Annotated in this window: 28 protein-coding genes; 9 read left to right on the top strand and 19 right to left on the bottom strand. The window is 61.1% G+C overall.

All coding sequences use genetic code 11. The annotated features are described in order from the left end of the window. Positions 1-29: 29 nt before the first annotated feature. Positions 30-503 (bottom strand): nucleoside deaminase, encoded by a 474-nt coding sequence (locus RCCGE510_RS03240; RefSeq protein WP_007627111.1) that lies wholly within the window; start codon positions 501-503, stop codon positions 30-32. A gap of 261 nt (positions 504-764) precedes the next feature. Here RCCGE510_RS03240 and RCCGE510_RS03235 point away from each other — a divergent pair, with 261 nt between their 5' ends. Continuing rightward, positions 765-1676 carry a glycosyltransferase family 25 protein gene (locus RCCGE510_RS03235; protein ID WP_007627108.1) on the top strand — a complete coding sequence of 304 codons (912 nt, stop codon included), beginning with the start codon at positions 765-767 and terminating at the stop codon, positions 1674-1676. Here the strand turns inward: RCCGE510_RS03235 and RCCGE510_RS03230 are convergent. Both RCCGE510_RS03230 and RCCGE510_RS03225 read right to left on the bottom strand, forming a co-directional pair. Then, positions 1619-3013, bottom strand: coding sequence for a HAMP domain-containing sensor histidine kinase (locus tag RCCGE510_RS03230; protein ID WP_007627106.1), 1395 nt, complete (start codon positions 3011-3013; stop codon positions 1619-1621). The genes RCCGE510_RS03235 and RCCGE510_RS03230 overlap by 58 nt on opposite strands. 6 nt (positions 3014-3019) lie before the next feature. Then, positions 3020-3697 (bottom strand): winged helix-turn-helix domain-containing protein, encoded by a 678-nt coding sequence (locus tag RCCGE510_RS03225; RefSeq protein WP_007627104.1) that lies wholly within the window; start codon positions 3695-3697, stop codon positions 3020-3022. Positions 3698-3896: 199 nt separating this feature from the next. Here RCCGE510_RS03225 and RCCGE510_RS03220 point away from each other — a divergent pair, with 199 nt between their 5' ends. The 4 genes from RCCGE510_RS03220 (at position 3897) to RCCGE510_RS03205 (ending at position 7021) form a co-directional block, all read left to right on the top strand. Next, positions 3897-4556 (top strand): response regulator transcription factor, encoded by a 660-nt coding sequence (locus RCCGE510_RS03220; protein WP_037077604.1) that lies wholly within the window; start codon positions 3897-3899, stop codon positions 4554-4556. Between the two features lies 1 nt (position 4557). Beyond that, complete coding sequence (locus RCCGE510_RS03215; RefSeq protein WP_007627100.1) at positions 4558-5862, top strand: ATP-binding protein; 1305 nt, start codon at positions 4558-4560, stop codon at positions 5860-5862. Between the two features lie 91 nt (positions 5863-5953). Next, positions 5954-6214, top strand: coding sequence for a hypothetical protein (locus RCCGE510_RS03210; RefSeq protein WP_007627098.1), 261 nt, complete (start codon positions 5954-5956; stop codon positions 6212-6214). 30 nt (positions 6215-6244) lie between these two features. Further along, entirely contained in the window at positions 6245-7021 is a 777-nt protein-coding gene (locus RCCGE510_RS03205) for a membrane protein (RefSeq protein WP_007627097.1), read from the top strand. A 37-nt stretch (positions 7022-7058) separates the two neighbouring features. On the opposite strand, the gene RCCGE510_RS03200 is transcribed toward RCCGE510_RS03205, so the two are convergent. Both RCCGE510_RS03200 and RCCGE510_RS03195 read right to left on the bottom strand, forming a co-directional pair. Beyond that, positions 7059-7853 (bottom strand): transglutaminase domain-containing protein, encoded by a 795-nt coding sequence (locus RCCGE510_RS03200; protein ID WP_007627096.1) that lies wholly within the window; start codon positions 7851-7853, stop codon positions 7059-7061. A 264-nt stretch (positions 7854-8117) separates the two neighbouring features. Beyond that, the gene (locus RCCGE510_RS03195) at positions 8118-8657 is read right to left on the bottom strand and encodes a DUF995 domain-containing protein (RefSeq protein ID WP_007627095.1); all 540 of its coding nucleotides are present in this window, start codon (positions 8655-8657) and stop codon (positions 8118-8120) included. Positions 8658-8949: 292 nt separating this feature from the next. Between RCCGE510_RS03195 and RCCGE510_RS03190 the strand changes: the two genes are divergently transcribed. Further along, positions 8950-9480 (top strand): dihydrofolate reductase family protein, encoded by a 531-nt coding sequence (locus RCCGE510_RS03190; RefSeq protein ID WP_007627094.1) that lies wholly within the window; start codon positions 8950-8952, stop codon positions 9478-9480. A 319-nt stretch (positions 9481-9799) separates the two neighbouring features. Here the strand turns inward: RCCGE510_RS03190 and RCCGE510_RS03185 are convergent, their stop codons facing one another. The 3 genes from RCCGE510_RS03185 to RCCGE510_RS03175 all read right to left on the bottom strand — a co-directional run bounded on the left by RCCGE510_RS03185 (position 9800) and on the right by RCCGE510_RS03175 (position 12786). Continuing rightward, positions 9800-10912, bottom strand: coding sequence for an alpha/beta hydrolase (locus RCCGE510_RS03185; protein WP_007627093.1), 1113 nt, complete (start codon positions 10910-10912; stop codon positions 9800-9802). Positions 10913-10960: 48 nt separating this feature from the next. Further along, positions 10961-11434 carry a cyclophilin-like fold protein gene (locus tag RCCGE510_RS03180; RefSeq protein WP_007627091.1) on the bottom strand — a complete coding sequence of 158 codons (474 nt, stop codon included), beginning with the start codon at positions 11432-11434 and terminating at the stop codon, positions 10961-10963. A gap of 116 nt (positions 11435-11550) precedes the next feature. After that, positions 11551-12786, bottom strand: coding sequence for an MFS transporter (locus tag RCCGE510_RS03175; RefSeq protein ID WP_157179861.1), 1236 nt, complete (start codon positions 12784-12786; stop codon positions 11551-11553). Positions 12787-12878: 92 nt separating this feature from the next. Between RCCGE510_RS03175 and RCCGE510_RS03170 the strand changes: the two genes are divergently transcribed. After that, entirely contained in the window at positions 12879-13772 is an 894-nt protein-coding gene (locus RCCGE510_RS03170) for a LysR substrate-binding domain-containing protein (RefSeq protein ID WP_007627086.1), read from the top strand. A gap of 228 nt (positions 13773-14000) precedes the next feature. On the opposite strand, the gene RCCGE510_RS03165 is transcribed toward RCCGE510_RS03170, so the two are convergent. From RCCGE510_RS03165 to RCCGE510_RS03150, 4 genes are all read right to left on the bottom strand, one after another. Further along, positions 14001-14510 (bottom strand): hypothetical protein, encoded by a 510-nt coding sequence (locus RCCGE510_RS03165; RefSeq protein WP_007627084.1) that lies wholly within the window; start codon positions 14508-14510, stop codon positions 14001-14003. Between the two features lie 126 nt (positions 14511-14636). Beyond that, complete coding sequence (locus tag RCCGE510_RS03160) at positions 14637-15140, bottom strand: SRPBCC family protein (protein ID WP_037077601.1); 504 nt, start codon at positions 15138-15140, stop codon at positions 14637-14639. Beyond that, positions 15133-15480, bottom strand: coding sequence for a helix-turn-helix domain-containing protein (locus RCCGE510_RS03155; protein WP_007627080.1), 348 nt, complete (start codon positions 15478-15480; stop codon positions 15133-15135). The genes RCCGE510_RS03160 and RCCGE510_RS03155 overlap by 8 nt, the downstream gene beginning before the upstream one ends. A 183-nt stretch (positions 15481-15663) precedes the next feature. Next, positions 15664-16071 carry a helix-turn-helix domain-containing protein gene (locus RCCGE510_RS03150; RefSeq protein ID WP_007627078.1) on the bottom strand — a complete coding sequence of 136 codons (408 nt, stop codon included), beginning with the start codon at positions 16069-16071 and terminating at the stop codon, positions 15664-15666. Between the two features lie 101 nt (positions 16072-16172). Here RCCGE510_RS03150 and RCCGE510_RS03145 point away from each other — a divergent pair, with 101 nt between their 5' ends. Further along, positions 16173-17294 (top strand): NADH:flavin oxidoreductase, encoded by a 1122-nt coding sequence (locus RCCGE510_RS03145; protein WP_037077597.1) that lies wholly within the window; start codon positions 16173-16175, stop codon positions 17292-17294. Positions 17295-17478: 184 nt separating this feature from the next. On the opposite strand, the gene RCCGE510_RS03140 is transcribed toward RCCGE510_RS03145, so the two are convergent. The 6 genes from RCCGE510_RS03140 to RCCGE510_RS03115 all read right to left on the bottom strand — a co-directional run bounded on the left by RCCGE510_RS03140 (position 17479) and on the right by RCCGE510_RS03115 (position 25760). Then, positions 17479-19185, bottom strand: a complete 1707-nt coding sequence (locus RCCGE510_RS03140) for an adenylate/guanylate cyclase domain-containing protein (RefSeq protein WP_037077595.1) — start codon at positions 19183-19185, stop codon at positions 17479-17481. Positions 19186-19358: 173 nt separating this feature from the next. Continuing rightward, positions 19359-21149 (bottom strand): ABC transporter ATP-binding protein, encoded by a 1791-nt coding sequence (locus tag RCCGE510_RS03135; protein WP_007627071.1) that lies wholly within the window; start codon positions 21147-21149, stop codon positions 19359-19361. A gap of 395 nt (positions 21150-21544) precedes the next feature. Beyond that, on the bottom strand, positions 21545-22042 hold the full coding sequence (locus tag RCCGE510_RS03130) for a DinB family protein (RefSeq protein WP_037077592.1): 498 nt from the start codon (positions 22040-22042) through the stop codon (positions 21545-21547). 338 nt (positions 22043-22380) lie between these two features. Continuing rightward, positions 22381-24285: an adenylate/guanylate cyclase domain-containing protein gene (locus RCCGE510_RS03125; protein ID WP_007627067.1), complete on the bottom strand. Its 1905-nt coding sequence runs from the start codon at positions 24283-24285 to the stop codon at positions 22381-22383. 245 nt (positions 24286-24530) lie between these two features. Beyond that, positions 24531-24989, bottom strand: coding sequence for a GNAT family N-acetyltransferase (locus tag RCCGE510_RS03120; RefSeq protein ID WP_007627066.1), 459 nt, complete (start codon positions 24987-24989; stop codon positions 24531-24533). A gap of 72 nt (positions 24990-25061) precedes the next feature. Continuing rightward, positions 25062-25760: a TetR/AcrR family transcriptional regulator C-terminal domain-containing protein gene (locus RCCGE510_RS03115; RefSeq protein ID WP_007627065.1), complete on the bottom strand. Its 699-nt coding sequence runs from the start codon at positions 25758-25760 to the stop codon at positions 25062-25064. 192 nt (positions 25761-25952) lie between these two features. On the opposite strand from RCCGE510_RS03115, the gene RCCGE510_RS03110 reads away from it, so the two are divergent. Then, entirely contained in the window at positions 25953-26438 is a 486-nt protein-coding gene (locus RCCGE510_RS03110) for a RidA family protein (RefSeq protein ID WP_007627064.1), read from the top strand. Between the two features lie 44 nt (positions 26439-26482). Here the strand turns inward: RCCGE510_RS03110 and RCCGE510_RS03105 are convergent, their stop codons facing one another. Further along, entirely contained in the window at positions 26483-26827 is a 345-nt protein-coding gene (locus RCCGE510_RS03105) for a helix-turn-helix domain-containing protein (RefSeq protein ID WP_007627063.1), read from the bottom strand. Between the last annotated feature and the right edge of the window lie 70 nt (positions 26828-26897).

Below are 26897 nucleotides of genomic sequence, written 5' to 3'. Positions count from 1 at the left end.
ACCCGGTTTCGCCAAACTCCCGGCTGAGGCTAGACCTTGCCCAGATGCTTCGGCCAGAATTCCTGATGCATTTCGGCGGCTTCGTCTTCGAGGGTCGTCGGACCGACCACGGTGACGACGCGGGCGCCGGTCTGCAGCACCGCCCGGCTCGGCACATTCAATCCGATCCCGGCGATCTCGCCAAGCCGGGTTTCGGAGCAGGCAAACACCATACGCCCGATGCCCGACCAGTAGATCGCCCCGGAGCACATCGCGCACGGCTCGGTGCTGGTGTAGAGCGTGCAGCCGGCGAGAAAATCGGTGTCGTAGTGCTGCGCCGCCGATTTAACCAGGTTCATCTCGGCGTGGTTGGTCATATCGTGGCCGGTGAACACGCTGTTTTCGGCGCGCAGGATGACCTCGCCATCCTTCACCAGCACCGAGCCGAACGGTTCGTCGCCTCGGTCCATCGCGGATTTCGAGAGCGCAATCGCCTCGCGCAAAAACGGCTCGTGATTTTCCATCAGATTGTCCCCAAGAGTTAGAGCCGGATGATTTTGTCTCGAATCGGAGGGATTTCCAAGGGCTGCAAATGCGATTGAGGATCGCGATCCGCATCTATCGGCCGGGTACCGCTGCCGGATGTCTCGTCCGGGGACACCCGCACTTCAGCCTCGGCAATGCAACGCGCCACCTTACCAAAATGTATAGGCCCGGCGAGGTGCCGGTGAGATTTGGAGCGCAGGCTTGGCGCAGTTATTGCCAAGTCGAAGGCCAGCTCACTCATGAACATGCGCGCCACACCTGCCGCCCTGATGCCGGCGGTCCATCCGGTCAACCTGCGGGTCAACACCTATCTGATCAATCTCGACCGGGCGCCATTGCGGCGGTTTCGGATGGAGCGCCTGCTTTCCGGTATCGGCCTTGCCTTCGAGCGGGTGGCGGCAGTGGATGGCGCGGCGCTCAGCCTGCCGCATCCGGATTTCGACGAAGCCGCCTATCTCAGCCGGCATGGCCGCCGGCCGAACCCTTTCGAGATCGGCTGCTATCTCAGCCACGTCGAATGCGCCTGGCGCTTGCTCTCCGACAATGCCGAATTCGCCCTTATTCTGGAAGACGACCTCGATTTCGACGACGATCTCGCCGATGTGCTGGAGGCCGCCCTGCAGCACCAAGAGCGCTGGGACATCCTGCGTCTCTCCACCGTCAGCACCGGGCGCAAGCACCAGGTGGCGGCGCTGACGGCATCGCGCTCGCTCGCCATCGCGCTGACCCGCGAGAAGGGTTCCGGCGCCTATCTGATCAACCGCAGGGCGGCCTCCTGGATTGTCGGCGCGCTGCTGCCGATGCGGCTACCCTATGATCTCGCCTTCGATCTGGAGTTCGACGAGGGCTTAAGCGCCTGTTTCGTCGATCCGCTGCCGGTCAGCCAAAGGGCGGATTCATGCTCGCAGATCCAGGCAGGGCTTTCGGCCTACCGGCTTGGCCGCCGCCGGCCGTGGAGCGTATTGCCCTATCGCGCGGCGGCCGAAATACGCCGCTTTACCGCCCGCTTCAGCCGGCTCGCGGCGTCGAGGCTGAGCGGTCAGGACCGCTCGCCCGGGATGAAAGGTCAGGAGCGCTCCGCCGGGACGAGCGCTCAGGACCGCTCTCCCGAGAGTAGGGGGAAGGCGATCGAGACGCTGAGGCCTGGTTGATTATCGGCCATGGTGATCTCGGCCGCATGCAGCTCGGCGATCGCCTTGACGAGGCTGAGCCCGAGCCCGCTTCCAGGCGTCGTCCGGCTCTTGTCCAGCCGGTAGAGCCGCCGGAAGACCTTGTCCCTTTCGCCGGCGGGAATGCCGGGGCCGCTATCGGCGACCGAGAGGATGGCGTGATCGCGCTGGCGGCGCAGCGAAATGGTGATCGCCGTTCCGGCCGGGCAGTGGTTGATTGCATTCTCCACCAGGTTGGCGATCATCTGAGTCAGCAGATCGCGGTCGCCGCGGATGATGGCGGGAACGCGCGCCGCGATCCGCAGCGACTTCTGCGCATCTTCAGCGACATCGACATAGACTTCGGAAATAACGCCAAGCACGGCATCGAGATCGGTCGGCTGGAAACGTTCCTTGCGGGCGCCGGCCTCGATCTGCGAGATGCGCAGCAGCGCCTCGAAGGTGGCGTTGATCCGGTCGCTTTCGTTTCGTGCTTCGTCGAGAAGGGCTGAGACATCGGCCTGCCGGTCGTTGCCCGCCACCGCGGCATCGAGCGTCAGCCGCAGCCGGTTGAGCGGTGTTTTCAGATCATGGGCGATATCGGTGCTCACCTGCCGCATGCTTTCGACCAAGGTCTGCAGCCGCACCAGCGCCGCGTTGATCTGGATCGCCACCGTATCGAGATCGTCGCCGCTGCCGCTGATCGGAATGCGGGCGTCAAGCGCGCCGTGGGAGACCTCGTTCATCGTGTTGGCCACCCTGTCCAGCCGCGCCTGGGCGCGGACGGCGAGAAAGGCGCCGCCGCCGATCGCCGTCGCCACGACGATCGCCGCCGCCCATTCGAAACTCACCAGCACGATCCTCAGCATCTCGTCGACATCGTTGAAGTTGTCGCCGACCACCAGGCTGTAGGGGCCGATCGTCGACACCTGCATCCGGTAGCGTTCATGCCCCTTCAGCCCGACATCGTGCGAGCTGACGGTATAGACGCCGTTCGGGATCGGCGGCGCGGCGAAATTGCCGGCGAGTTTGTTGCCGGCATGATCGGTCAGCGAATAAAGCCCGTCGGAGGTCGACTGGAAGCTTGCATAATTGTTCAGCGTGTTGACCAGATCCCCGGTGTCACCAGGCTCGTAGGTCGAAACGATCAGCGAATTCATCTCGGTGAGCGACTGTTCGAGATCGCGGGAGAGGCCAAGGTCCAGCATGTGATAGATGATCGCGCCGCTCAAAAAGAAGGTGACGACGAAGAGCACGCCGAAGGTGACGGCAAGCCGGAACGGCGTGCTCCGGCGCAGGCTGGAAAACGATGCCGAAAGATGGGTGCGGCCCGAGATCATCCGGTTTCAGCGCGGCGCATGCAGGCTGTAGCCGGTGTTGCGCACCGTGTGCAGAAGCTGGGCCTCGAACGGTCTGTCGACCTTCGCCCTCAGGCGGCTGATATGGGTCTCGACGACGCTGGTCTTCGGATCGAAGTGGAAATCCCAGACCCGCTCCAAAAGCATCGTCTTGGTGATCACCCGGCCTTCGCCGCGCATCAACACCTCGAGCAGGGTGAACTCGCGCGGCTGCAGCTCGATCGCCTGGCCGGCGCGGCGGGCCTCGCGCCGGATCAGATCGAGCTCGAGATCGGCAACCTTCAGCACCGTCTTCTGCTCCTGCACCGGCGGCCGGCGGCCAAGCGCATTGACGCGGGCCAGAAGCTCGGAGAAGGCAAACGGTTTGGTGAGATAATCGTCGCCGCCGTCCTCCAGCCCCTCGACCCGGTCGTCGACGCCGCCGATCGAGGTCAGGAACAGCGCCGATGTGCCGATCTTGGCCGCCCGCAGCGAGCGAACGATCGCCAGCCCATCCAGTCCCGGCAGCATGCGATCGACAACGATGACGTCATAGGCTTCGCGCTGCGCCTGAAACAGCCCATCGCGGCCGTCGCCGAAGACGTCACAGACATGGCCTGCCTCGGAAAGGCCCTTGGCGATATAATCGGACGTCTTCCGATCGTCCTCGATAAGCAGGATCCGCATCAGCCCGATCATTCCCGGCATGCCCTAAAGCACTCTAGCTGAGAAGGCGCTTTGGCGACAACTTACGGATTTGTAAGGTGGGGGCGGGGACGTCCTCGGCAGACGACGCTACCCAAAAATTCGATCTGTATGGTTTCATGCTTGTCGTCTACTCAAGTCGGCAGAAGACAAGTTTCACCGGACCGCCTACGCTCGATATATGAGATTGTTGCTTGTCGAAGATGACCGGATGATTGCCGAAGCCCTGCTAAAAGGATTGGGGCGGCATGCCATATCCGTGGACTGGGTGACGGACGGAAAGGCGGCGCTGGAAGCCGTCGACCTCGCGGAATATGGCGTTGTCCTGCTCGATCTCGGACTGCCCCGGATCGATGGCATGCAGGTGCTGGAATCGATCCGCAAGGCAGGCAAAGGTGTGCCCATCCTGATCCTCACGGCACGCGACGATCTGCCAAGCCGTGTGAAGGGCCTTGACCTCGGCGCCGACGACTATGTGCTGAAACCCTTCGAGCTCGATGAACTGCTGGCCCGCATCCGGGCGGTGATGCGCCGCAAGGCCGGGCATGCCCAGTCGCTGATTCAGGCAGGAGAGGTGACGCTGGATCTCGCTACGCATTCCGTGACGTTCAGGGAGGCAACGGAAACCCTGTCTGCGCGGGAATTCGCGCTTCTGCGGACACTTGCGGAGCGACCGGGTTTGATCCTCTCGCGCAGTCAGCTTGAAGAGCGTATCTACGGCTGGGGCGAGGAAATCGAGAGCAACGCGATTGACGTTCTGATCCATTATATCCGCAAGCGCTTCCACAAGGATGTTATCCGCAATGTGCGCGGCGCCGGCTGGATGATCCCGAAGGCCTGACATGTCGCTCCGCCGCTCGTTCATTCTCGTCTTCTCCGCGCTTCTAACGGCCCTTGCAGCCTTTGCCGCAGCCTTTTCCTATTACAGCGCACGTCTTGAGGCGTGGAGCATCCTAGACTTCCAGCTCCAGCAGATCGCTCATGTGGTCGGCGATGGCAGCGGTCTTGCCCCTCTGGCGGGCGCAGGAGCCTCGAGCGATGAGATTGTGGCTGTCAGGATCACCTTCGCGGATGCGCGGGCGACCCGGACGAACGATCCGCGTGTGGTTTTCCCACCGCCCGCCTCTGGCGGATTCTCCACCTTTCTTGCGGATGGGGAGGAATGGCGGCTTTTTACCGATAAGGGCGATCCAGCCCGCACCGTCATGGTCGCCCAGCGCACGGCCGAGCGCGATGAGCTTGCGGCGGACGCCGCCTGGAACACCGCATGGCCGTTTCTGCTGGCCATACCCCTGTCGTGGCTGGCCGCCTATTGGCTGGTGGGCGCAATCATGGAGCGTCTCCATATCCTGGCAGGCCGGGTGGAAAGCCGCGTCATAGAGGACATCGACCCTCTTTCCGTCACGGATGCTCCTGTGGAGGTACGTCCGCTGGTGCTGGCGATCAACCGCGCCTTTGACCGCGTCCGCGCCACGCTGGAGCAGCAGCGTGCCTTCCTTGCAGATGCGGCCCATGAGCTCCGGACCCCGATCACGGCGCTTTCCCTCCAGATCGATAATCTCAGGCAGGCTGGGCCGCCGGAGGAGCGCGATGCGGCGGTCGCCGACCTGGAGGCCGGCGTGCGCAGGGCGACACAGGTGTCTACCCAGCTTCTCCGGTTGGCCCGCAGCGAGAGCGGGGAGCGGTCCGGCCGCGAGGCGGCCACGATCCATCTCGGCGAAGCGCTTCAAGAGTGCCTGGGGCGGTTCCTGGCAGCGGCCGACGCAAAAGCGATCGACCTCGGCATGGTACAATCGGTTCCCTGCGTGGTCAGGGGCGACCCCGTGGAACTGGCCGCCATCCTCGATATCGTCGTCGACAATGCGCTGCGCTACACGCCGGACCACGGGCAAGTGGATCTTGCCGTGCTGACACGCAACGATCACGCGGTTCTTTCCGTGACCGACAACGGGCCGGGCATTCCGGCCGAACTCCGCGAGCGCGTGTTCGACCGCTTCTACCGTATCGATCCGTCCAAAACGGATGGAAGCGGCCTCGGCCTTGCGATCGCCCGCAATCTGGTCGGCCGCAACGGTGGCACCATCCAGTTGGTGGACAATCCTGCAGGACGCGGCCTGCGCGTCGTTTTCGAATGGCCTCTCGCCTGATCCGGAGTTCCTAAGTTTCTCCTAAGCCTCGCGCCCCATGCTTTGAGTGTACCCCCGACAGGTGCACGACAAACCAATGGAGACAGAGACCATGAACCGTTCCGCCAAACTGATCTTCGCTGCTCTCACGCTCGGCTCCGCAGCCTTCGTCGCACAGGCCCATGCAGCCTTGCGCCCGTGCGAGGACGTATTGAAGGAATACCGCGCGGCCAAGGGGGCCGCCAAGGTGTCAGCCGATGTGATGAAGAAGGCCGACGAACTGGAAGCAAAGGCGGTCGAGCGCTGCAATGCCGATGACGACAAGCGTGCCGACCAGTTCCTGATGGACGCCATGAAGCTTCTTGGCAAGTAAGCCGCGCCCGTGATCTCAGGAGATACCAAGATGAGTGCATCATCCGCACACGGCTTCCGTCAACCTGCCAGCCGCGTCCCCGAGGTCACGGTCGACTTCTGGCTGATCAAGCTGCTGGCGGTGACCATGGGGGAGACCGCAGCAGACTTTCTCAACGTCAACCTCGGTTATGGACTCACCGCCACGTCGATTTTCATGGCCTGCGTATTTCTCTGCGCGCTTGCAATCCAGTTCTATCAGGGCAAGTATGTTCCGTGGTCGTACTGGCTGACGGTCGTCCTGATCAGCGTCGTGGGCACCCTTGTAACCGATAACCTCGTTGACAATTTCGGGGTCTCGCTGATGACCACCACGGTGGGCTTCAGCATCGCGCTCGCCGTCACTTTCGCCATTTGGTATGGCGTTGAAGGCACGCTCTCCATCCACTCGATCCTGACGCCACGGCGCGAGAGCTTCTATTGGCTTGCCATCCTGTTCACCTTTGCCCTCGGCACCTCGGCCGGCGACCAGGTCGCGGAACGCTTTGAACTGGGCTACTTGAACACCGGCCTTCTGTTTGGCGGCATCATCGCGCTGATCGCCGTGGCCTATTACAAGTTCAGGCTGGATGCCACCACCGCCTTCTGGCTGGCCTACATCCTCACCCGCCCGCTCGGCGCATCCTTCGGCGACCTCCTGTCCCAGCCGATGGAATATGGCGGCCTTGGCCTCGGCACCGTCACCACCAGCCTCGGTTTCCTCATCGCCATCATCGCGACGGTTGTCTACGCGACAGTGCGCTACATGCGCACGGCGGCTCTACCTTGAGATCAACCAACCAACAGCATAGCCGGCTTCCGGCCTTTTATGGCAGCCAGTCCGGTAAAACCTCGATCAAATCCTGCGCGGGATCACTGGCGAGTTTGTCCAGCAGCGGCAGTTCTTGCGGTCGTATCAGCCTTTCGGAAAAATCTGCTTCGCGCCACCGATCCCAATCGGAGGTTTCGCGGCCATTCAGCACGTAGTGATCTCTGACGACATTGATCTTCACGAACCACAGGCCCTTCACCTCGCCATGGCCGAATGCATTGGGATCGACCGTCTCTCGGCGGCATTTCAGCCAGGCTTCTCCTGCGGGCAGGAAACAGTCACGCGGTACGTTGGCCGGATCGAACTTGATCTGTTTCTTCTCTTTCAGCATCCGGTCGATTTGCGCGTCGCTCAAATGCCAGCGTCTGGTTGCCGCGTTCCAATATTCACAGACCCAATGATCCTCCCATCCCGCCGAGAAGTAGGAGGCGAAGCCACAGCGCACGCGTGCAGGAACAGTTTTGCTGCGCAGGATCGAAGACAATGCGAGTGCGAAATCGCGGCACGTGCCAGTGGATCGTCTCTCCGCGGGCCGCCGGCGGTGGAGCGGCTGAGGGTCTCTGGCGAATACATCGTCGAAACGTGCAGCGATCGGCAATGTCTTTCTCGCCGATGCGTCCAACCGTGTTTGGTCGAGACCGTATTCTTCTGCCCAATCGGCGTGTACGAGCACGCCCTGGATAATATCATTCAGTCGCCCGACCTCGTTCGGCAATTCCGCCATCAAGGCCCGGTGATGGATTGGATCGGACATCTGACTATGGTTGGTCCAGCGTTTCTTTTCCTCCATGTCGCTATGATTGCCTTTCCCTCGCAAGATCCCGATCAAAGCGGCATAGATTTTACCGACGCCAGCAACATCACAGGATAGGGAGTTTTGCGACAGCCACGTTCAGCCGGCCTCTGCGTCACCATGGCATTCGGCCCGGACCCGGGATCGACCTCTGGCCGTTCGAGGCGTATCGGCTACTCAAAAAAGCATGCCCCGCGCACCGGCGGGGCAAATTCGGAAGTGAGAGCAGTCACAAACTGCGGCAGTGAGACCCGAGGCTTGTTATTGCGCAGGGAATTTCGCTTCTATCTTTGTCGCGGTCGCGCTGATCTTGTCACCCGTTTTGAACTCTTTGTCGTAAACACTCCCGTCCTTCCACACCCAGAAATAGTCAGGCTTCTTCTGCATCTTCAGTCCAAGGGCTTGCTTGACCTTCTTCTTGCCACCCTCGGTGCCTGGTCCGAAGCGAGCCTCCCAGCAGCGATCCGTTGTCGGGTCCTTCATCCCGGTGCTGGTCCTGACATCATTCGACCAGCAAAGCGCGCCGTCCTTGCTTGTCCAGGTGCCGTGTCCGGTCTGAAAGTCGCCCTTGTCGCCTGCCCAAACGGCAGTGAATTTTCCATCGGGAGCGAAGTAGGCGCCGCAGCCTTTGCAGGGCCAGAGCCAAGACTTTCCCGAGAAGAACTTCTGAATTTCGGCGGCCGGCGCAGGCTGACCGCCGCCGTCGAATTTGAAATCTGCCCAAACCGTGGTTGCTGCCAGCTGCGCAATCAGTAGCGTCGCTGCCGCCAGGCGAAGTGGGCGATGCAGACGATTTTCCATGACTCCCTCCCCAAGGTTGAAATTGAGCTGCGCAGGGAGGTTACTCCGGTTGTCGAGCGTTTCAATTCACCCAGTGGGAGTATGACGGATCGCCCACCCCAATCCTCAGGAGGCGGCTGACAAGGCGGTCGTTCTTGATATGAAATAATTTGCAACGGCTATAGGCCGTTGCAACTGTCGCCTCAGCATCGAACGTGGTCAACTTGCGAGGACTGTTCGCTATCGATTGAAGCGCACTTACACGCAACAGTGGCTTAAGCTATCCTGAAGAACCTGGGATGGAGGATATGGCATGGCGAAGCTCGTCTTCGGATCGAACCTGTCTCTGGATGGCTATGTCGACCACCAGGAATTTGGCCCTGATGCCGCCCTCTTTCGCCACTGGATAGAGCAAGTGCGCGATGCGACGGGGAGCATATACGGCCGCCAGATGTATGAGGTCATGCGCTACTGGGACGACGACCATCCCGAGTGGACGCCCGACTTGCGCGACTTCGCAACGGCATGGCGAAGCCAGCCGAAATGGGTCGTGTCGCGCTCGTTGACCTCGGTCGGCCCCAATGCCACGCTTGTCGCCGATGACGTCGAGGCGGTGGTCCTCGGGCTGAAGGCCGGGCTTACAGGCGAGATTCACGTTGGCGGGCCGGGCCTTGCAGGCAGCCTGACCGAGCTTGGCCTTATCGATGAATATCGGCTCTATTTCCACCCCGTCGTGCTCGGCCGCGGCAAGCCTTTCTTCTCCGGCCCGCGGCCGCGGCTCCGCCTCGTCGCCAGCGATCGGATCGGCGGGGATGCGATCAGATTGACCTATGTGCCTGGCTGATCGGGCAATTTGGATCGCGCTGACGGCGATGGAAGCAGCTGAAGAGCGATAATGAAAGGCTTGCCGTGCGGCCCCCTCATCCGACCCTTCGGGCCACTGCCAGGGTTGAGCCGCCGGTCTCAACCCTGGCAGTGGCCCGAAGGGTCGGATGAGGGGCCACACGGCATGGTGCCAACGATGATCCCTCTATCCTGAAGCATCAACACTGCAAATGTTTGATGGCACTTTTTGTTTTTAATGGACGCCCGTTTCCAACGCATACGGATCGAGGCCCGGATTTCCTTTCCGGGCCTCTGCATATCGCGGGCGATGCGCTGAATCACGCGGCGAGATGCTGATCGAAGAAGGTGGACAGCTTGTCGAATGGAATGAGGTCCACGCGGTCGTAGAGGTCGACGTGCCCGGCGCCCTTGACCCAGACCAGTTCCTTGGGCTCGGCGGCGCGGTTGTAGGCGTCCTGGCTGAATTCTTTCGAATGGGCCTGGTCGCCGCTGATGAAGAGCATCGGGCGAGGGGAGACCGTCTCGATATCGTTGAACGGATAGAAGTTCATGAATTTGACGCTGCTGGTCATCGTCGGCTTCGTCGTCGTCTGTACCGTCGCGCCGGCGGGGGTGAACTGACCGCGCGGCGTGCGGTAGAAGTCATAGAACTCGCGCTGGATCGGATCGGTGTCGGCCGTCAGTTCGAGAACCGTGCCGCCGATGTATTGGGTTTCCCCGCCGTCAAACTCGGCCCAGCGCTGTTCGGCCGCCGTCGCGATGAATGCTTTCCGCTGTTCGACGGTCTGCGCGTGATTGAGGGCATCGCGGAAGGCGGCGCCCATGTCGTACATGCTGACCGTGGCAATGGCCCGAAGGCGAGGGTCGATCTTGGCTGCGCTGATGATGAAGCTGCCGCTACCGCAGATCCCGATGCCGCCGATCCGCTGGCGATCGACGGTATCCTGGCTTCCAAGGAAATCCACGCCAGCGCTGAAGGCTTCGGCATAGACGTCGGGAGAGACCATATTGCGGGTCGCGCCTTCGCTCTCACCCCAGAACGGCAGGTCGATCGCCATCGCCACGAAGCCCTGCTCGGCCATTTTCGTCGCATAAAGGTTGGCACTCTGCTCTTTGACCGCTCCCATGGGATGACCGACGATGATCGCCGGGCTCTTGCCATTGCGAGCGAGGTCTTTCGGGGTGAACAGGCTGCCGGCCACATTCGTCTGGTACTGGGTCTTGAAGGTTACCTTCTGCAGGGTGACCTTGTCGCTGGTGTAGAAATTGGCAGCGCCACGGGACATGTCCTGTGCCATTGCCGAGGAAAAGCCGAGCAGAGAGGCAGCTCCGACCGCAGCCATGCCTGCGCCGGTCATTTTCAGAAGGTTACGTCGGTCGATGCCTGCGGGCATTTCGAGCGAGGTATCGATGTCGTTCTTGTCGTTCATCGTCGTGTCTCCGTGCGGTGAGGGAAGGTGATGCAAAGGCCGGCGTCGTCAGACCCTCTCGATGCGAAGCCGGAAGGCGCCGCGCATCAGCAAGGGCTCGAAGCCATCGTCGAAACGGCCAAGTCGGATCAGGCCGGACGAGTAGCGGTAGCCGCCATGAAAAAGCGCCAGGTTGCCCCAGGGCGCGAAATAGCAGAGGTCGCCTGGACGCTCGTTTTGGAAGGGGCCGCTTCCTGCCTCCGTCAGCTTGCGGGGAAGGTTGGCGATCTTCTCGTTGGTCGAGTAGTCCTCGATCTTCAGCTCGAGCGGCAACAGGGAGGCGAAGTCGCGGGCCGAGGCATTGTCGTAGAGGGTCGCGATCATCGTCTGGCCGTTGAACGTCATCGAGATCTTCACCTTGCTCGGCTCCTGCTTTGCTGGATCATTGCCTTGCTGCCCTCGGGCCAGCGGCGGGAAGATCGTTGTCACCATCATCGCCCCAAGAACGGCACGGCGGTTGAGTGTCTGCGACTTCGAAGCCATGTCAGATGCTCCGGCTGGAGCATGATGCCGAAAAGTGTGCGCGGTTTTCTCATGACATCATGCTCTAACTCTCTAATTTAAAACAGGATTCAGATTTTAGGCCAGCCGGGCCTAAATCATCCTGTCCTATAGCGCCATGCCACCGCGGCCAGGATGGACGAACCGATCAGCAGCACGGCGGCGAGGGCGAAGGTCGTCCACCAGCCTGTCGCGTCGAACAGAACACCGCCAAGCGACGCGCCCATGGTGATCGCAAGCTGGATCGTGGCAACCTGCAGACCGCCTCCAGCCTCCGCATCGTCGGGCATGGTTCGGCTCAGCCATGTTCCCCAACCGACGGGGGCAGCCGTTGCGAACAGGCCCCAGGCAACCAGCAGCAACGCGGTGATGACCGGCGACGTGCCGAAAGCAATCAGCAACAGAGCGATTGCGGCCATCACCAGCGGGATCGATCCGAGGATGCCGAACAACCGCGTTTGAAGCAGGCCGCTGACACAATAGGTGCCGAAAATGCCCGCCAGGCTCATCAGCAGAAGCAGCAGGGACAGCGTCGATATCGGCACCCGGGTCACGGTTTCGAGAAACGGTCGGAGATAGGTGAACAGCGCAAACTGACCCATGAACAGCAGCATGACGGAGGCCATGCCGATTGCCACCTGCGGACGGACAAGCAGGCGCAGGACGCTCGGAGAGCCATTCTTGCGGCGCGGCGGAAGCGATGGAAGGCTGATCCATTGCCAGACGAGTGCAAAAAGGGCGAGCGGCACCACGGCGAAGAACGCGCCGCGCCAGCCGATATAGGAACCGAGCAGGCTGCCCAGCGGTGCGGAAATCGTCGCCGCGATGGCATTGCCGGCGTTCAGCATCGCCAGTCCCTTCGGCACCGAATCTTCCCGCACCAGGCGCATGACGATGGCTGTCGACATCGACCAGAAGCCACCGATGGCGATGCCGAGCAGGGCGCGGCCGGCCATCAGCACCAGATAATTCGGCGCCAAGGTCACGATCGTTCCGGAGACGATCAGAAGAAGCGTGAGAGACGTCACCACCAGGCGGCGGTCCAAGCGACGCGTGAGCGACGATACCAACAGGCTGGTGATGACCGCTGATATGCCCGAGATCGAGATCGCCTGGCCCACATGACCTTCCGTGACGCCAAGATCTGTCGCGATCGGCGACAACAGACTGACCGGCATGAACTCGGATGCGATCAGCACTGCGACGCAGAGCGCCATGGAGCACACCGCCCCCCAGGCTGCGGGTATCGAGACATGTCCGCTGCCGGACAGGGGCAACAGGGTGTGGTCGGTGACCACCCTGTCGGTAGCGAGTGCGAGTGTTTGCTGTGTCATGAGCGCAAACTACCGCAGGCCGACTTCACTGATTAGCCGTTGCAATTAGGATGGACTTATCGGAACCTGACATAAATTGCGCGGAGGTGTAGGTGAAAAGAGAAGACCTGAACGACATGCTGTGGTTCCTGGCGGTCGCCGAGGAACGCAGCTTCACCAAGGCTGCGGCAAAGCTCGGTACGTCGCAGTCGACGCTCAGCCACACGATCAAAAACCTCGAAGCGCGCATGGGCCTGCGACTGCTCACCCGGACGACGCGGAGTGTTTCGCCGACGGAAGCCGGTGAAAGGCTCATTCGCTCGCTGGCGCCGCGCATCGAAGAGATCGAGGGCGAGATCGACCAGCTGATGGAGATCCGCGATACGCCATCCGGAACCGTCAGGATTACGCTGTCCGATCACGCTTTGGAAAGCGTCGTCTGGCCAAAGCTGTGTCCTGTCATAAAGGACTATCCTGATATCAAGGTCGAACTTAACACCGACAATGCTTTCAGGAATATCGTCGAAGACCGGTTCGATGCCGGGGTGAGACTGGGCGAGAGCGTCGACAAGGACATGATCGCCGTCCGGATCGGGCCGGACTGGCGCCTTGTCGCCGTCGGCTCTCCAGCCTACTTCGCCAGGCGCCCCGCGCCCCGATCACCGCAGGAGCTTGTCGCGCATAATTGCATCAACCATCGCCAGTCCCGATCGGGTGGGCTCTACAGCTGGGAGTTCGAAAAGGATGAAAAGGAGCTTCGTGTCCGCGTCGAGGGCCAGCTCACCTTCGCCACCTCCTACCCGATGATCGAAGCCGCCGCGAATGGTTACGGGATTGCCTATCTTCCCGAGGATCTCGTGGAAAAAGACATCGCCTCCGGCCGATTGCTTCAAGTCCTCGACGACTGGTCGCCGATGTTTCCCGGTTATTACCTCTATTACCCCAGCCGCCGGCAGAATTCCCCCGCCTTCAAGGTCATCGTCGATGCGCTGCGCGTTGTGGGATGAAGCAAGGGGCAGGGGCTTCGACCGACGTCTCGTACCGGCCTGAAGCAGCCATCCAAGGTCCGATCACTTAAAGACTGCTTCGCGCCTCAAGACGGCCGTTAGGACGTTCGGTTTGTCATTCTTAGAACTTCCGGTGAAACCGACAGCCCGGCCAGCGAACCGTACGGCAGCCAGCGTCTTTTTCGCAATAATCAGTTGCTTGCCTCCCGAACACAAACCTGCCGGGCTTCAGGTGAGTTGAGCCAGGATATCGTCGACGACACTTGGGACGGTATTGGCCGTGTCGATATTGTTGCCGGCAGGAAGATACTCCCGGCTACGATGGTAGCGGAGGACCAGCTCCCGCTCGGCCGGCTCGAAGCCCGGCTCATTCGGCCGCCCATCCAGTCGTCGGTTCAACGTCTCAACGTCGATGTCGAGTACGAAAACCTTATCGAACAGGTCCAGGAATTTGTGGAAATTGCGCGAACCGCCACAAAAGAACGTCGCAGGACGGGTGGTGTCGGCAGCTATAGCTCGGACCTTGTCGACAGGCCAGATCCAGTGAGCATATCCCCAAGCGATGCGGTCTGCCCCTTCGGGTGGTCCTGCGAGCGCCTGGCCGGTCTCGGGGTCGCCGACATAGGCCAAAACGCGGTCACCATGGATGACATGGTAGCCCCGACGCTCTAGTTCGGTAGCGACAGACGTCTTTCCAGTGCCCGAACCGCCCTCGATCAGATAGTTCTTGATGCCCATGGGATCATTTTATCACGGCCTTCAATCCGGCGAGAAGACACTCCACCTGGGTATGCTCAGCGAGAAAGGCCGCTGGAGCCACGTCCCAAGAGCAGACGCTCCCTCGAGGCGATTTCCCGACCTGCGCTACTTGCCGATGCTGGAAAGCAATTCGTCGAGCTGCTCCAACTGCTCCGGCAATGCGACCGCCGAGCCCTGGAGTGCTTCCTCAAGCGCCTCCCTGGACGGATAGACTTCCTGGAAAGTCAATAATGTCCTCCCGCCTCGGTCCTCGAAGGTCACGGTCGTGATCGCGCCCTCTTCGCCCTCGTCATTGGTCCAGACGATGCGTTCGTTTGGCACCACCTCGAGATACTTGCCATAGAAGGCCATGGTGTCCGAGCCGCCGGCGCCGAATTCCAGCCGATATTTGCCGCCGGTACGGACGTCCATATCGCACGATACGAGCGAAACGCCGGATGCCGATTTTGGTACCCACCAGCGCTGAAACAGCTCGGGCTGGCTCCACGCCCTGTAAACCGTGCTCGACGGTGCATCGAATGTCCGCTTTACCACGAGTTCGCGATCTCCTCTGCGCTCGACTGACGTGCGGTTCTGTGCACCACCTGCACTGTTCGTTTGTTCAGTCATCGCGTCCCTCCTGTCTCATTTCGCTGATGATTTCGTCCAATGCTTCGAAGCGGGCCTCGAAGAGCTTGCGATGCGCCTCGATCCACTCGGCCTCCGCCTTGAGGCCGCGTTCCCCAAGCTTGCAGGTTCTCACCCGTCCGACCTTCTGTGTGACGACGAGCCCCGCCCGCTCGAGAACCTGGACGTGCTTCTTCATGCCGGTCAGCGTCATCTGGAACTTGTCCGCGAGACTGGTGATCGACGCGTTCCCTCGTCCAAGCTGATCGATGATGCCGCGGCGGGTCGCATCGGACAGCGCCGCAAACGAGAGATCGAGGGGAGGGCTTACATACTGAACCATTTAGTTCAGTGTTATAACCGGCTCGCGCAGGAAGCGCAAGCGCTCCGAACCTTCCATGCCGTAGACCGGTCATGGCATCAACCCAGGCGGCCTTCTCGTCACGAGTGAAAAGTCCGTCGAACTACGTGGCAATCTGCAGCGCAGCGGGGTACCTGGTTATGAAAGCTCCGCGCGCGGTTCGCGTCAGAGGCGGAGCTGAATCAGCGATCGATCCCCCTTCTTCCCACCATCGGCACTGTCGAAAGCCTCTCTCGCTGCGGTGACATCCGGCAGTTTTACCAGCGTCCATTTGTGCAGTTCCTGAAGGGGTTCCCGCAACGTGTGACCGAGTGGCGTCAGGTGGTATTGAACCGCGACCGGAGAAAGTGAAATCACCTCTCTCGCTACGAGACCGTTGCGCTCGAGGCGGCGAAGGCATTGAGTGAGAGCCTTCTGCGTCACCCCTTGCAAACGGCGGCGGATGGCGTTGAAGCGCTGAGGTCCCTCATTGAGAACCGCAATCACCATCATCGACCACTTGTCAGCGATCTGATCGAATAGAGCCCGGCTCGGGCATTCGGAAGAAAAGCAGAGCGGTTCAAGTTCGAGCATGTCGGTTTCCTTCAATATACCTAGGCGACTTCAGGTGCCTGATTGACGCTAGGTTTACATCGTATACCTAGAACTCCGTTTTACGCAACGGAGTTCTCCTCATGCCCAATCCCGATACAAGCAGCCTGTTTCGACCTTTCACCATTCGGTCGCTTGAACTGAAAAATCGTATAGTTATGGCGCCAATGACCCGCCTGTTTGCGCCCGAAGGCGTGCCGGGGCCGGCAAATGCTGACTACTATCGGCGCCGAGCAGAAGGTCGTGCCGGACTGCTATTGTCTGAAGGGACCGTGATCGATCGCCCGGCCTCCCGCAACGACGGTGGGATTCCGTTTTTCCACGGTGATGCGGCGCTCAGAGGGTGGAAAAATGTGATCGACGCAGTTCATGGGGCTGGTGGTCGTATGGGGCCACAGATCTGGCACACCGGAGCGACTCGCTACATCAACAATTGGGAGCCCGATGCCCCGGTGGAAAGCCCGTCTGGCCTCAACGCGCCCAGTGAGGCTCGCGGCGTTGCGATGACTGAAGAGGATATCGCCGATTCTGTCGCGGCATTCGCCAAAGCGGCGGCAGACGCCAAGCGGCTCGGCTTTGACACTGTTGAAATCCACGGCGCGCACGGCTATCTGATCGATCAATTCTTCTGGTCGGGCACGAACCTGCGCACCGACCGGTATGGCGGACCGACGATCAAGGAGCGCTCGCGCTTTGCTGGCGAGATCATTTCCGCCGTACGCGAAGCGGTGGGACCTGATTTCCCGATCATTATGCGCGTCAGTCAATGGAAGCAGCAAGATTTCAGCGTGCGCCTCGCAGAAACACCAGCCGAGATGGAGACTTGGCTGCTGCCGTTGGTTGAGGCAGGGGTAGATATCCTTCACGTGTCGCAGCGCCGCTTCTGGGAACCGGAATTCCCGGAAATTGATGGCGAGAGCGGCCTCAACGGCGCGGGCTGGGCAAAGAAAGTGACGGGTGCAGCGACAATCGCTGTCGGCTCGGTTGGCCTCGACAACGACGTGACTGCAAGCGCTTTTGTCGGTAAGGGCTCAACCACAGCTAGCATCGATCACTTAATCGACCGCATGGACCGCAATGAGTTCGACCTCATTGCCGTAGGTCGCGCGCTCCTCACCGATCCAAATTGGGTCGCCAAAGTGGAGAATGGCGATCATGCAGAATTGAAGGGGTTCGACCCAGCTACCTTATCCGAGCTTGCCTGACCCAGACGGGGTGAACCGATGCCAGCGCGGGCTGCATCCGTTCACCCCTTGCTCGTTCCTATCTCAATGCCGAACTGGGACTCGAAACCTTGGTTGATGCGGTTAAAGGTCGGTTCACGATGCCCATTGTTGATCAGAACGGCAATGCGTGGCTCGAACGCGTCGGGATTGTCTCCACCCGCTGTCACATCTCCGGCAGGCCGGCCTTTCGGAAGCCGTCGACAAAGTGGTCTCGTACCGATGCATCGCGCAGCGGCTGGGAGCGGAGCCAATGGCCGATGGTGAAATGAGGGTGGGCGATCAGGAACAATTCTGCTTCTCGCCGCGCCTCCTCGCTGTGGCCCAACTGCGCAAGCGTAGCAGCCAGGAATTTGCGTGAGTTGGTACGATATGTGTCTTTCCTGCGGAGCGTAGCGGCTGCCGCCTCATAGTCACGCCCGGCGTACTGCGCCTGCCCAAGATGACAAAGATACCAGCAGGTGGGATAGGGATTGAGCCGCAGAGCTTTTTCGATCTGCGCCAGTCCGTCGGCAACCCTGCCGTCCAGCACGGACATGTCCGACATGGCGGCCCAGGTGTCGGCGTGGTTGGGGTCCAGCTCCAGGGCCTTGGCGAAGGCGGCCTCCGATTCCTCCCATCGCCGCTCATAAGCCAGAATGGTCCCCAGAACGTAACGGCAGCCGGCATCGTTGGGATCCAGGTCGACCGCCTTCTGCGCTGATGTCACCGCCATCCGACGGTTAGGATCTTCGGGCTCGCCGAAATGAGCCCAGGCAAGCCAACGGTTATAGGCGAGCAGACCGAGCGCCTCGGCATAGGATGGCTCGAGCTTAACCGCGCGTTGGAGCAGCATATAGGCCTCACGCTCAGCTTGCGGTGACTCTTCCGTCAGGAGGCGGGCGCGCACACACAGATCGTACGCCTCAAAGTTCTTCGGCCGATTGCGCGGCGCAGGGATGGTCAGCCGGCCGACGAGGGCTTCGACAATCTTGGCGTTAACTTCATCCTGTAACTCGAAAACATCTTCCACCGTCCTGTCAAACCGGTCGGCCCACACGTGCTGGCCTTCAAGCGTGTCGACCAATTGGGCATTGATGCGGACCCGGCCCATTGCGCGTCTGGCGCTCCCCTCCAGCACGTAGCGGACGCCGAGTTCCTGGGCGACCAGCCGTACGTTGACCGGTCTGCCCTTGTAGCCGTACATGGAATTGCGCGCGATGACGAACAGGCCAGCCGTGCGGGAAAGGTCGGTGATCAGGTCTTCGGTCAAGCCGTCGACGAAAGACGCGTCCGCTTCATCCCCACTCATATTCGTGAACGGCAATACCGCGATCGAGGGACATTCGGGCAGCGGCAATATGCTCTGCAGCGCATCCGGCCAATGCCACACGTGGACCGGGCGGCTCAGGTTCTTCAGGTAGCGTTCGCCTGCATCAAAGAACCGGTCGTCGATCTTGCCGAGGATCTCGCCGTGAACCTTGGCTGAAATGCAGATACCTCCCGGTGCGGCCTGCGCCTCGAGGCGCGCCGCGACATTGACGCCGTCGCCGAGGACGTCCGAACCGTCGTCAATGACATCTCCCAGATTGACGCCTACACGCAAAAGCAGGCGCCGGTCTCGGGAAGCCTCAACAGCAGTGGTGGCCCGTTGCATTTCCAACGCTGCTGCGACCGCGTCCAATGCGCTACCGAATTCGATCAGAAATCCGTCGCCCATGACCTTGAAGATGCGACCGTGGTGGCGCATCACAGCCGGCTCGATAACGCCAGAACGGAGTTCCCTGAGGTTATCAAGCGTTGCGATTTCATCAGCCTCCATCAGGCGTGAATATCCCACCACATCGGCAACGACGATGGCAGCAAGGCGACGCTGAAGAGATTGATCCGTCATGTGAGGACAAGCCTAACGACCGAGTTCGCAAGGTATTGCTCAACCGCGGATGAGTCAACAAGTGGTAAGCGGCAATGTCCAGGCGATCTCCACCTCCCTCCAGCCGTCAGCGCAGCCACTATTCGCCAAATCCGCAAGAATGAAACGCCAGAGCAAAACCCTGGCGTTTCGGTTCAGGCCACCAGGCCCTTGGTCAGTTCCAGCGCCTGCCGCTCGAACAGGCGGCGATAGATGCCGTCGCTGCGGCGGATCAGCGCCTGGTGGTCGCCCTCTTCGACGATCTTGCCCTTGTCGAAGACCAGCAGCCGGTCGAGCGCTCGCACCGTGGACAGCCGATGGGCGATGACCAGGGTGGTGCGGCCGTCCATCAGGCGTTCCATCGCCTGCTGGATCTGCACTTCGCTCTCGCTGTCGAGGCTGGAGGTCGCCTCGTCGAGGATCAGGATCGGTGCATCGGCCAGGAACGCCCGGGCGATGGCGACGCGCTGCCGCTCGCCGCCCGATAGTTTGACGCCGCGTTCTCCCACCATGGTTTCATAGCCCTTCGGAAGGCTCAGAATGAAGTCGTGGGCGCTCGCCTGTTTCGCCGCCTGCTCGATCTCGCGCCGCGAGGCGTTCGGCCTGGAATAGGCGATGTTTTCGGCCAGCGTGCGGTGAAACAGGATCGGCTCCTGCTGCACGATGGCGATCTGGCCGCGCAGGCTGGCTTGCTCGACCCGGGCGATATTCTGCCCGTCGATGCGGATCGAGCCCGAATTGACGTCATAGAGGCGCTGGATGAGCTTGACGAAGGTCGTCTTGCCCGAGCCCGAATGCCCCACTAGGCCGACACGCTCGCCGGGCTCGATGACGACCGAGAAATCGTCATAAAGCGGGCTGGGATGCGCGCCATATTGGAAGGTGATGCGATCGAAGACGATCTCGCCCTTGCCAATCCGGATAGGCGTGGCGTCCGGCCTGTCTTCGATGCCGAGCGGCATCTTGTCGAGCAGCACCAGCTCTTCCATGTCGTTGACGGCCCGTTGCAGGTTGCGGATGTCCTGGCCGACATTGCGCAGATAACCCTGCAGGACGAAGAACATCGCCAGCACGAAGGTGACGTCGCCAGGCGTCGCCAGCCCCTGCTGCCACATGACGAGGCCGGTTCCCAGAATGCCGGCCTGCATGGAAACCATCATGAAGCCCTGGATCGTGCCGCTCAATGTGCCGCGCTTCCATGTCCGCCGCGTGCGTTTGTCCCACCGGCCAAGCACGTGGCCGAGCCGGATCTCCTCGCGGTTTTCGGCCCCGAAAGCCTTGACCACCGAGTTGCAGCTGATCGCATCCGCCAGCGCGCCGCCGAGCTTGGTATCCCAGGCATTGGCAAGCCTTGCCGCCGGCGACACGAAGCCCATGGAAAGCGCCACGGTGACGCCGATATAGATCAGCGATCCCAGGCTGACGATCAGTCCCATGATCGGCCAATAACTGCCGAGCACGATGCTGGCGCCGACCAGCATGACGATCGACGGCAAAAGTGCGACCAGCAACAGGTCGTTGAGCGAATCCAGCGCCCACATGCCGCGGGTAATCTTACGCACCGTCGATCCGGCAAAGCTGTTGGCGTGCCAGTCGGTGGAGAACCGCTGCACCTTGTGGAACCCACCATTGGTGACATCCGCCATGGTGCGCAGCGTCAGCCGGATGATGCCGTTGAAGATGAAATAGCGCAGCGCCACGCTGCTGAATCCCAGAGCCACGACAATGACGAAGGCGCTGAGGGCGCTGTCAGCCGGATTGCTGCCGGCAATGGCATCGACGATCTGGCCGGAGAAGACCGGCACCATGACTTCGGCCAGCGTGCTTGCTACCACCAGCACGACGATCAGCCCCACCAGACCAGGACGGTGGGTCCAATGATGAAAGACAAAGCCGAGCACGTTGCGATAGGCATCGGCGCGGAAATCGAGCTTCTTGCGAGTCATTTGAACCAACCCGGCCGCATATCGGCAACCGGTCCTCAAAAACGAGAGTTAAATGGCACAGCCCGAACGGGAGACGAAATGATCCCGTCAGATCAATCGGGCTATGAAGAGAGAGTGGAAACCGCATGTCGGGCGCGCTAGAGGCGGGCCGCGAATGAAAATGACCTAGTGTCGGGACATTCCACACGGGAGGAATTTGGTTTCTGCTGATCGCATGCAACGCCTCCCTTATGTTTGATCTGACGCGGTGAGCCTCTTGTAGCGAAGGTGATCGCCATTGCCAACCGGGAATTTACAACCTGACAGAAAGTGATGCGAAAACGACACATTCTGCAACGTGCAGGTTTAGGCGAGGGCGCGTCTCGCCAAGTTCGTCGAGCCCGTGACGGGACAGGCTATGGCAGCAGCGAAAGGTCGGTCGGCTCCGGTTTTGCACCGGCTGCCGTCAACATCGCGTGCACCTGACCGCGGTGGTGGGTCTGGTGGTTGAAGAGTTCGACGGCACACTGCGCCTTTGGCCTCTCGACCCGCGTTGCACCGTCCCCAGGATACCAGACAAGCATGCCGTCGAGCTCCGCGTCGCGCAATCCTGCGGCCCACGCTTCGATTTCCGCATTGCGTTGCAAACGCAGTCTCTTGAACTCATCCCACTCCGATGGGCTTGTCAGCGAGTGCGTGATCATTTCCTCGGGGCGCTCATTGCCCTTCAATCGCTCCACGATCAGGCCGTCGGCCCAATAAAGATGGTTCAACGTCGCGGCGATCGATTGAAAAAACGCCCCTCGATCCTTCCAGCGCTCCGCATGCGTCAGCCCATCGGCGGCAGTGACGAGAGAGGTGTTCTGCCAAGTGTTGTAACGGGCCATGAGTCGGCAATATGCAGCTGAGATCATTGTCTCGGGCTCCAATGGTTGGTGATGTTGGGGGGAGATAGGCGAAGGGGCCGTTGGTGCCCTGTCGTCTGCGCTAATGGAAGGCGTGCCGTGCGGCCCCCTCATCCGACCCTGCGGGCCACCTTCTCCCCGAGGGGAGAAGAGGGAGCAAGGCGCGTCGACACTGCCCAACGAACCCGCTTTTTCCGAGGCACTCCATCCAATGGAGTCCATGGCGAAGCGGCATTCTCCCTCTTCTCCCCAGCGGCGAGAAGGTGGCCCAAAGGGTCGGATGAGGGGGCCACACGGCACAGTGCCAACGACGATCAGTCTATCCTGAAAGCAGCATGGCGCAAGACCTACTCCCCGACAAGCTCCCAAATGTCGACCTTCTCGGCGCGTCCCTTGACCGCGGCCAGGCCGAAGGGGCGGAAGGTGAAGCGGTCGGCGACGGCATCGCGGGTGGCCGCACTCACCAGGATCGACGTGTTCAGATCCTTGTTCATGCCTTCCAGCCGTGACGCGACATTGATCGTATCGCCCATCGCCGTGTATTGCTGACGCGAAATCGCGCCGAAGCTGCCGACGACGGCTGGGCCGGTGTGCAAGCCAAATCGCGTGAGGAGTTCGGGGCGGCCGTTCCTGAGATTGGCTTCGTTCAAGCCGTCGATCGCCGCTTTCATGGCCAGCGCACATCGGCAGCCGTGTTCGGCATGGCTGATATCGGCAACCGGGGCGTTCCACATGACGAAAATGGAATCGCCGAGATATTGCACGACCGTGCCGCCATTGCGCTCGGCGATGGTGTTCAGCAGTTCGAAATAGGCCGAAAGCGTGTCGACCACCTCCTCGGGCGAATGTTGTTCGGAGATGGTGGTGAAGTCTTTGATGTCGGTAAACAGCACGGTCACATCCTGTCGCTTCGCCCTGACGATTTCTCGTGTCTCGGGATTGACGATCTGCCGGACCACTTCACGCGGAACATAAAGGGCAAACTGACCGATGGCATGGCGGCTGGCGGCCAGCGCATTCGCCAGCGTGTTGATCTCCGATATCCACGAATGCGCCCCGCCTTTCTCGCCGACATCGAGATCGCCGATCCTGCGCGCCTCGTCGGCCAGGCGGTAGAGAGAGCGGCTGACCATGCGCGACAGCATGACCGATGCGGCGACGCCGGCGAGCACGAAACCGGCGGCAATGAAGAGATTGCGCCGGAGCAGCCGATTGGCCTCGGCCACCAGATCCTCCAGCGGCACGACGATGGCCGCAACGCTGCCCGTGAACAGGCCGGACACGCTGACCGGGGCGATCTGCACCAGATGGGCTTTGCCATCGAAATCGACCCGTGCCAGGCCGCCGCCGGCAAAGGCCGGGTCGCGACTGAGCCGCACCACGGTTTCGAGGCTCGGGTCGAAACTGTTTGCCGTCGCGGCGAAGGCGCCTGATGTTCTCGACCATAACCCGATGATCCTGCTCATGATATCAGGGTCGGAATGGGCGACGAGATTGCCGCCGGCATCGATGATGTAGGCCCGCGCCCGCGGCGAAATCTCCCCTGCGTCGAGCAGCCGGCTGACGGTCTGCAGGTGAATGTTGATGCCGAGGACCACCTTTCCATCGTCCCGCATCGGGGCTGCGATCGTCAGCGTCGGGACATTCAGCGTTCCGGCAATATAGGGTCCGACGGAAACCGGCACGCCGTCTTGAATGACGGATTGATACCAGGGGCGTTGCCGCGGATCGAAGGATGTATCCTCGACATTCCGCTCCCCGATCATCAGTGCATCCTTGTCGAGAAAAGCCAGCGTCGAGATGATATCGGCCGGGTTTCCCCGTGCGATCATTCGGATTGCGAAAGCCGTGTCATCGGGTGCGGCAAGCGTCTGGCGAACGTCGCGCCGGGCAGTATTGATCACCTGCAGGTAGGAGCCATCGGGATAGCCGGCGTAAACGCTGGTGGCGTTCGGGACGTTTCGCAAAACCTCCTGAAAGAACTGCTGTTTTGCCTTGATATCCTCAGGCGGCGGGGAAACCAGCTGCGGCAGCGTGGAGGCCAGCGCCACCGCCTCGGTGCCGCCCTGCAGCGTATTGCGGTATCCCTCGATCAGCCGCAAGCTCATCTGGCGCATCTGCTGTGCGCCGGCGCTGACCGCAGCATCGCTTCCGTGGCTGAACGCCATCCAGATGATCGGCGCCGACGTGCACAGCAGCGACGCGACGACCAGGACGCCGAGATGCAGTCTGAGCGGTTTGGACCAGCGCACGCGATTTCCCCCGAAATGCGGACACGTCTCGTATAGCGCAATGCCTGTCCAGCATGCGCTACCCAACGTTGCCAGCTAACCGCTTTTTGGAGGCTTGCACAAGCTGGCCGTCGCTGCGTTTGCCAATGAGCTCACGCTGGCCCTACCAGCGGGGCCATGGATCCCAGGCTCAAGGCCTGGGAAGACGGAGATCGGGGGCGCGGTTTCACCAGACCCGCCGCCGCCGACACCATCAGGTCCGCCTGTCAATTGATCTGCTTCTCCATCAAGAAAATACGTTCTTCGCCTGACAGAATCTCCTGCACCTCGTTGTAACCGAGGCGGGCATAGAAATTCCTCGCGGTAATAGAGGCCGGAACGTGCAAAGCCTTGATGCCGTTTGCAGAGGCGGCGGTTTCCGCTGTCTGCATCAGGCGTCTTCCGATGCCGCGCCCCTGAGCCGCAGGCGATACGAAGACCGTCCTGACCGTATCCCCGTCAAGTCCTGCGGTTCCCACCGGCTCGCCATCCTGAAGGGCGAGCCAGACGATCCGCCTGTCCATCAACCGAAGCATCGCGTCGGGAGAGAAGTTACCGACGACCCTCTCTATGATGCTGGCGGGATAGTCCGCCGAATTGCTGATGCGGATCGTATGTCTGACGAGCTCGCTTATCGCAGAGGCGTCGCTCCCGATGGCGCGCCGAATTTCGATCTTGTCTGACATTAACAAAGCCTAGGCCTGCGCCGCGTCTTCTGCAATGACCGTCCTAAACCCCGCAGGAAGTGGCGACGGTTTTCACAGTTTGGGAACGAGGCCATCCAGCAGGAAGTCGAGGCCTTTGCTGAAGGCGCCGTCCCAATCATTGTCCAGCAGCAGGCGAGAGCGTTCGATTGTGGGGTAGTGTTGGCTGAGACTTGCAAGGCGCTGCTGCGCGGCGGCTCTGTCCTCGTCGGAGAGCTCGAAGCTTGCCCTTGTGGTGGTGGCGCCGATCACATAGTTCCACAGCGACCATATCGCGACGTTCAAATCGGCGTCGGCAACACCGGCTCTGGAGAGGGTCCGGCTCAACAGTTCCAGGCGCGCTAGAATATTCGGGCCGAGCGCCCGGCGCGGCAGCAGGAATGCCGACCAGGGATGGCGCAGCATGCCGGCGCGCCAGTCTTTAAGCATATGAACGACGTCGCCGCGCCAGTCTTTCGACGTATCGATTGGCGCCGGGCCGCGATATTCGAGCACCGAGTCGAGCGCCAGATCAAACACCTGCTCCTTGTTGCCGACGTGCCAATAGAGGCTCATTGCGCCGGCGCCGAGGCGATCGGCCAGCCGCCGCATCTTCAATCCGTCCAACCCGTCGGTATCCAGCAGTTCGACCGCGGTCGCGACGATCCGTTCGAGAGAAAGAGCCGGTTCATTGCCCGGCTCCGGCCCGGCCGGGGGCGACGGAGTTTTCCGTCGAGATTGCTTGCTCCCAGCGCCGCTGCGTTTGGCTGCCATCCGATCTCCTAACTGAACAGAGCGTCGATTTAAGCCGACAATGCGGCGAATGTCGATCCTGACGGATTGACTCGTACAATGTACGATGCGAATTAATCGTACGTTGTACGAGTGCATCATGGGGGCGACACGTCAAAGCTTGATCATGCTGACCGCGGGAGTACCCGCAGCCCTCAAAGCCCGAGAGAAATCATGTCACGCATCAACCATCTGCTCATCGGAGGGATCATCATCATGACCATTGGAATTCCCGCTACGACGACAGCCAATGAGAACGATCTCAAGCTGACCATCGTCAATCCGAAAAACCTCTACGATCCCTCGCCGAACGGCTACAGCACGGCGGTGATCGTGCCGCGGCAAGGCCGGCTGGCCTATATCTCCGGACAGGGCGGCCAGGACAGCACCGGCGCCTTGTCGCCAGACTTCGCCGTGCAGGTGAAGCAGGCCTACGCCAATCTGCGCACCGCCCTCGATGCGCTTGGCGCCAGGCCGGATCAGGTCGCCAAGCTGACGGTCTTCGTGGTCGATCACGATATGTCGAAGCTTGCGGTGCTGACCAGCAACGTCAAGGAAATGTTCGGCGCGGCACTGCCGGCGCAGACTTTGATTCCCGTTCCCAAGCTGGCCATTGATCCTATGCTCTTCGAGATCGAAGCCGTCGTCGTTTTGGAATAAGGATGGCTGGAATAGTGGCGGCGCAAGCTCGGACAGTTCGCCCGTCAGCCCGCCTTCGGTTGCTCGGGGATCTGCCCGTAAGCAATCAGGATGGCCTTGATCAGGCCCGGGAAGCGTTCATCCAGCTCGGCGAAGCGGGTTTGATTGCGCATCTCCACGCCCTGGCGCTCGCTGAGGATCAGCCCGGACTCGCGCAGCACTTTGAAGTGGTTCGACAGCGACGACTTCGGGATGACCCGGTCGCCGAGTTGGCCCAGCGCCGAACAGGTGCCGCCACCGGCAGCCCCGGCAAGCTGCGCGTAGATTGCGGCGCGCTCCGGATCGGAAAGCGCATAAAGGATGGCTTCGGGACGGATGTCCTCTAATGCTGGGTGAAAGAGCGGTCTCATGAATTTTATATAGCGACCCTTGACATTAAGATCAACAGTTCCGAATTTCTGAACTACGGAACAAGGCCGT

The organism is Rhizobium sp. CCGE 510 (assembly GCF_000292525.1).
GTDB lineage: Bacteria > Pseudomonadota > Alphaproteobacteria > Rhizobiales > Rhizobiaceae > Rhizobium.
This window is presented reverse-complemented; position numbering and strand designations above follow the sequence as displayed.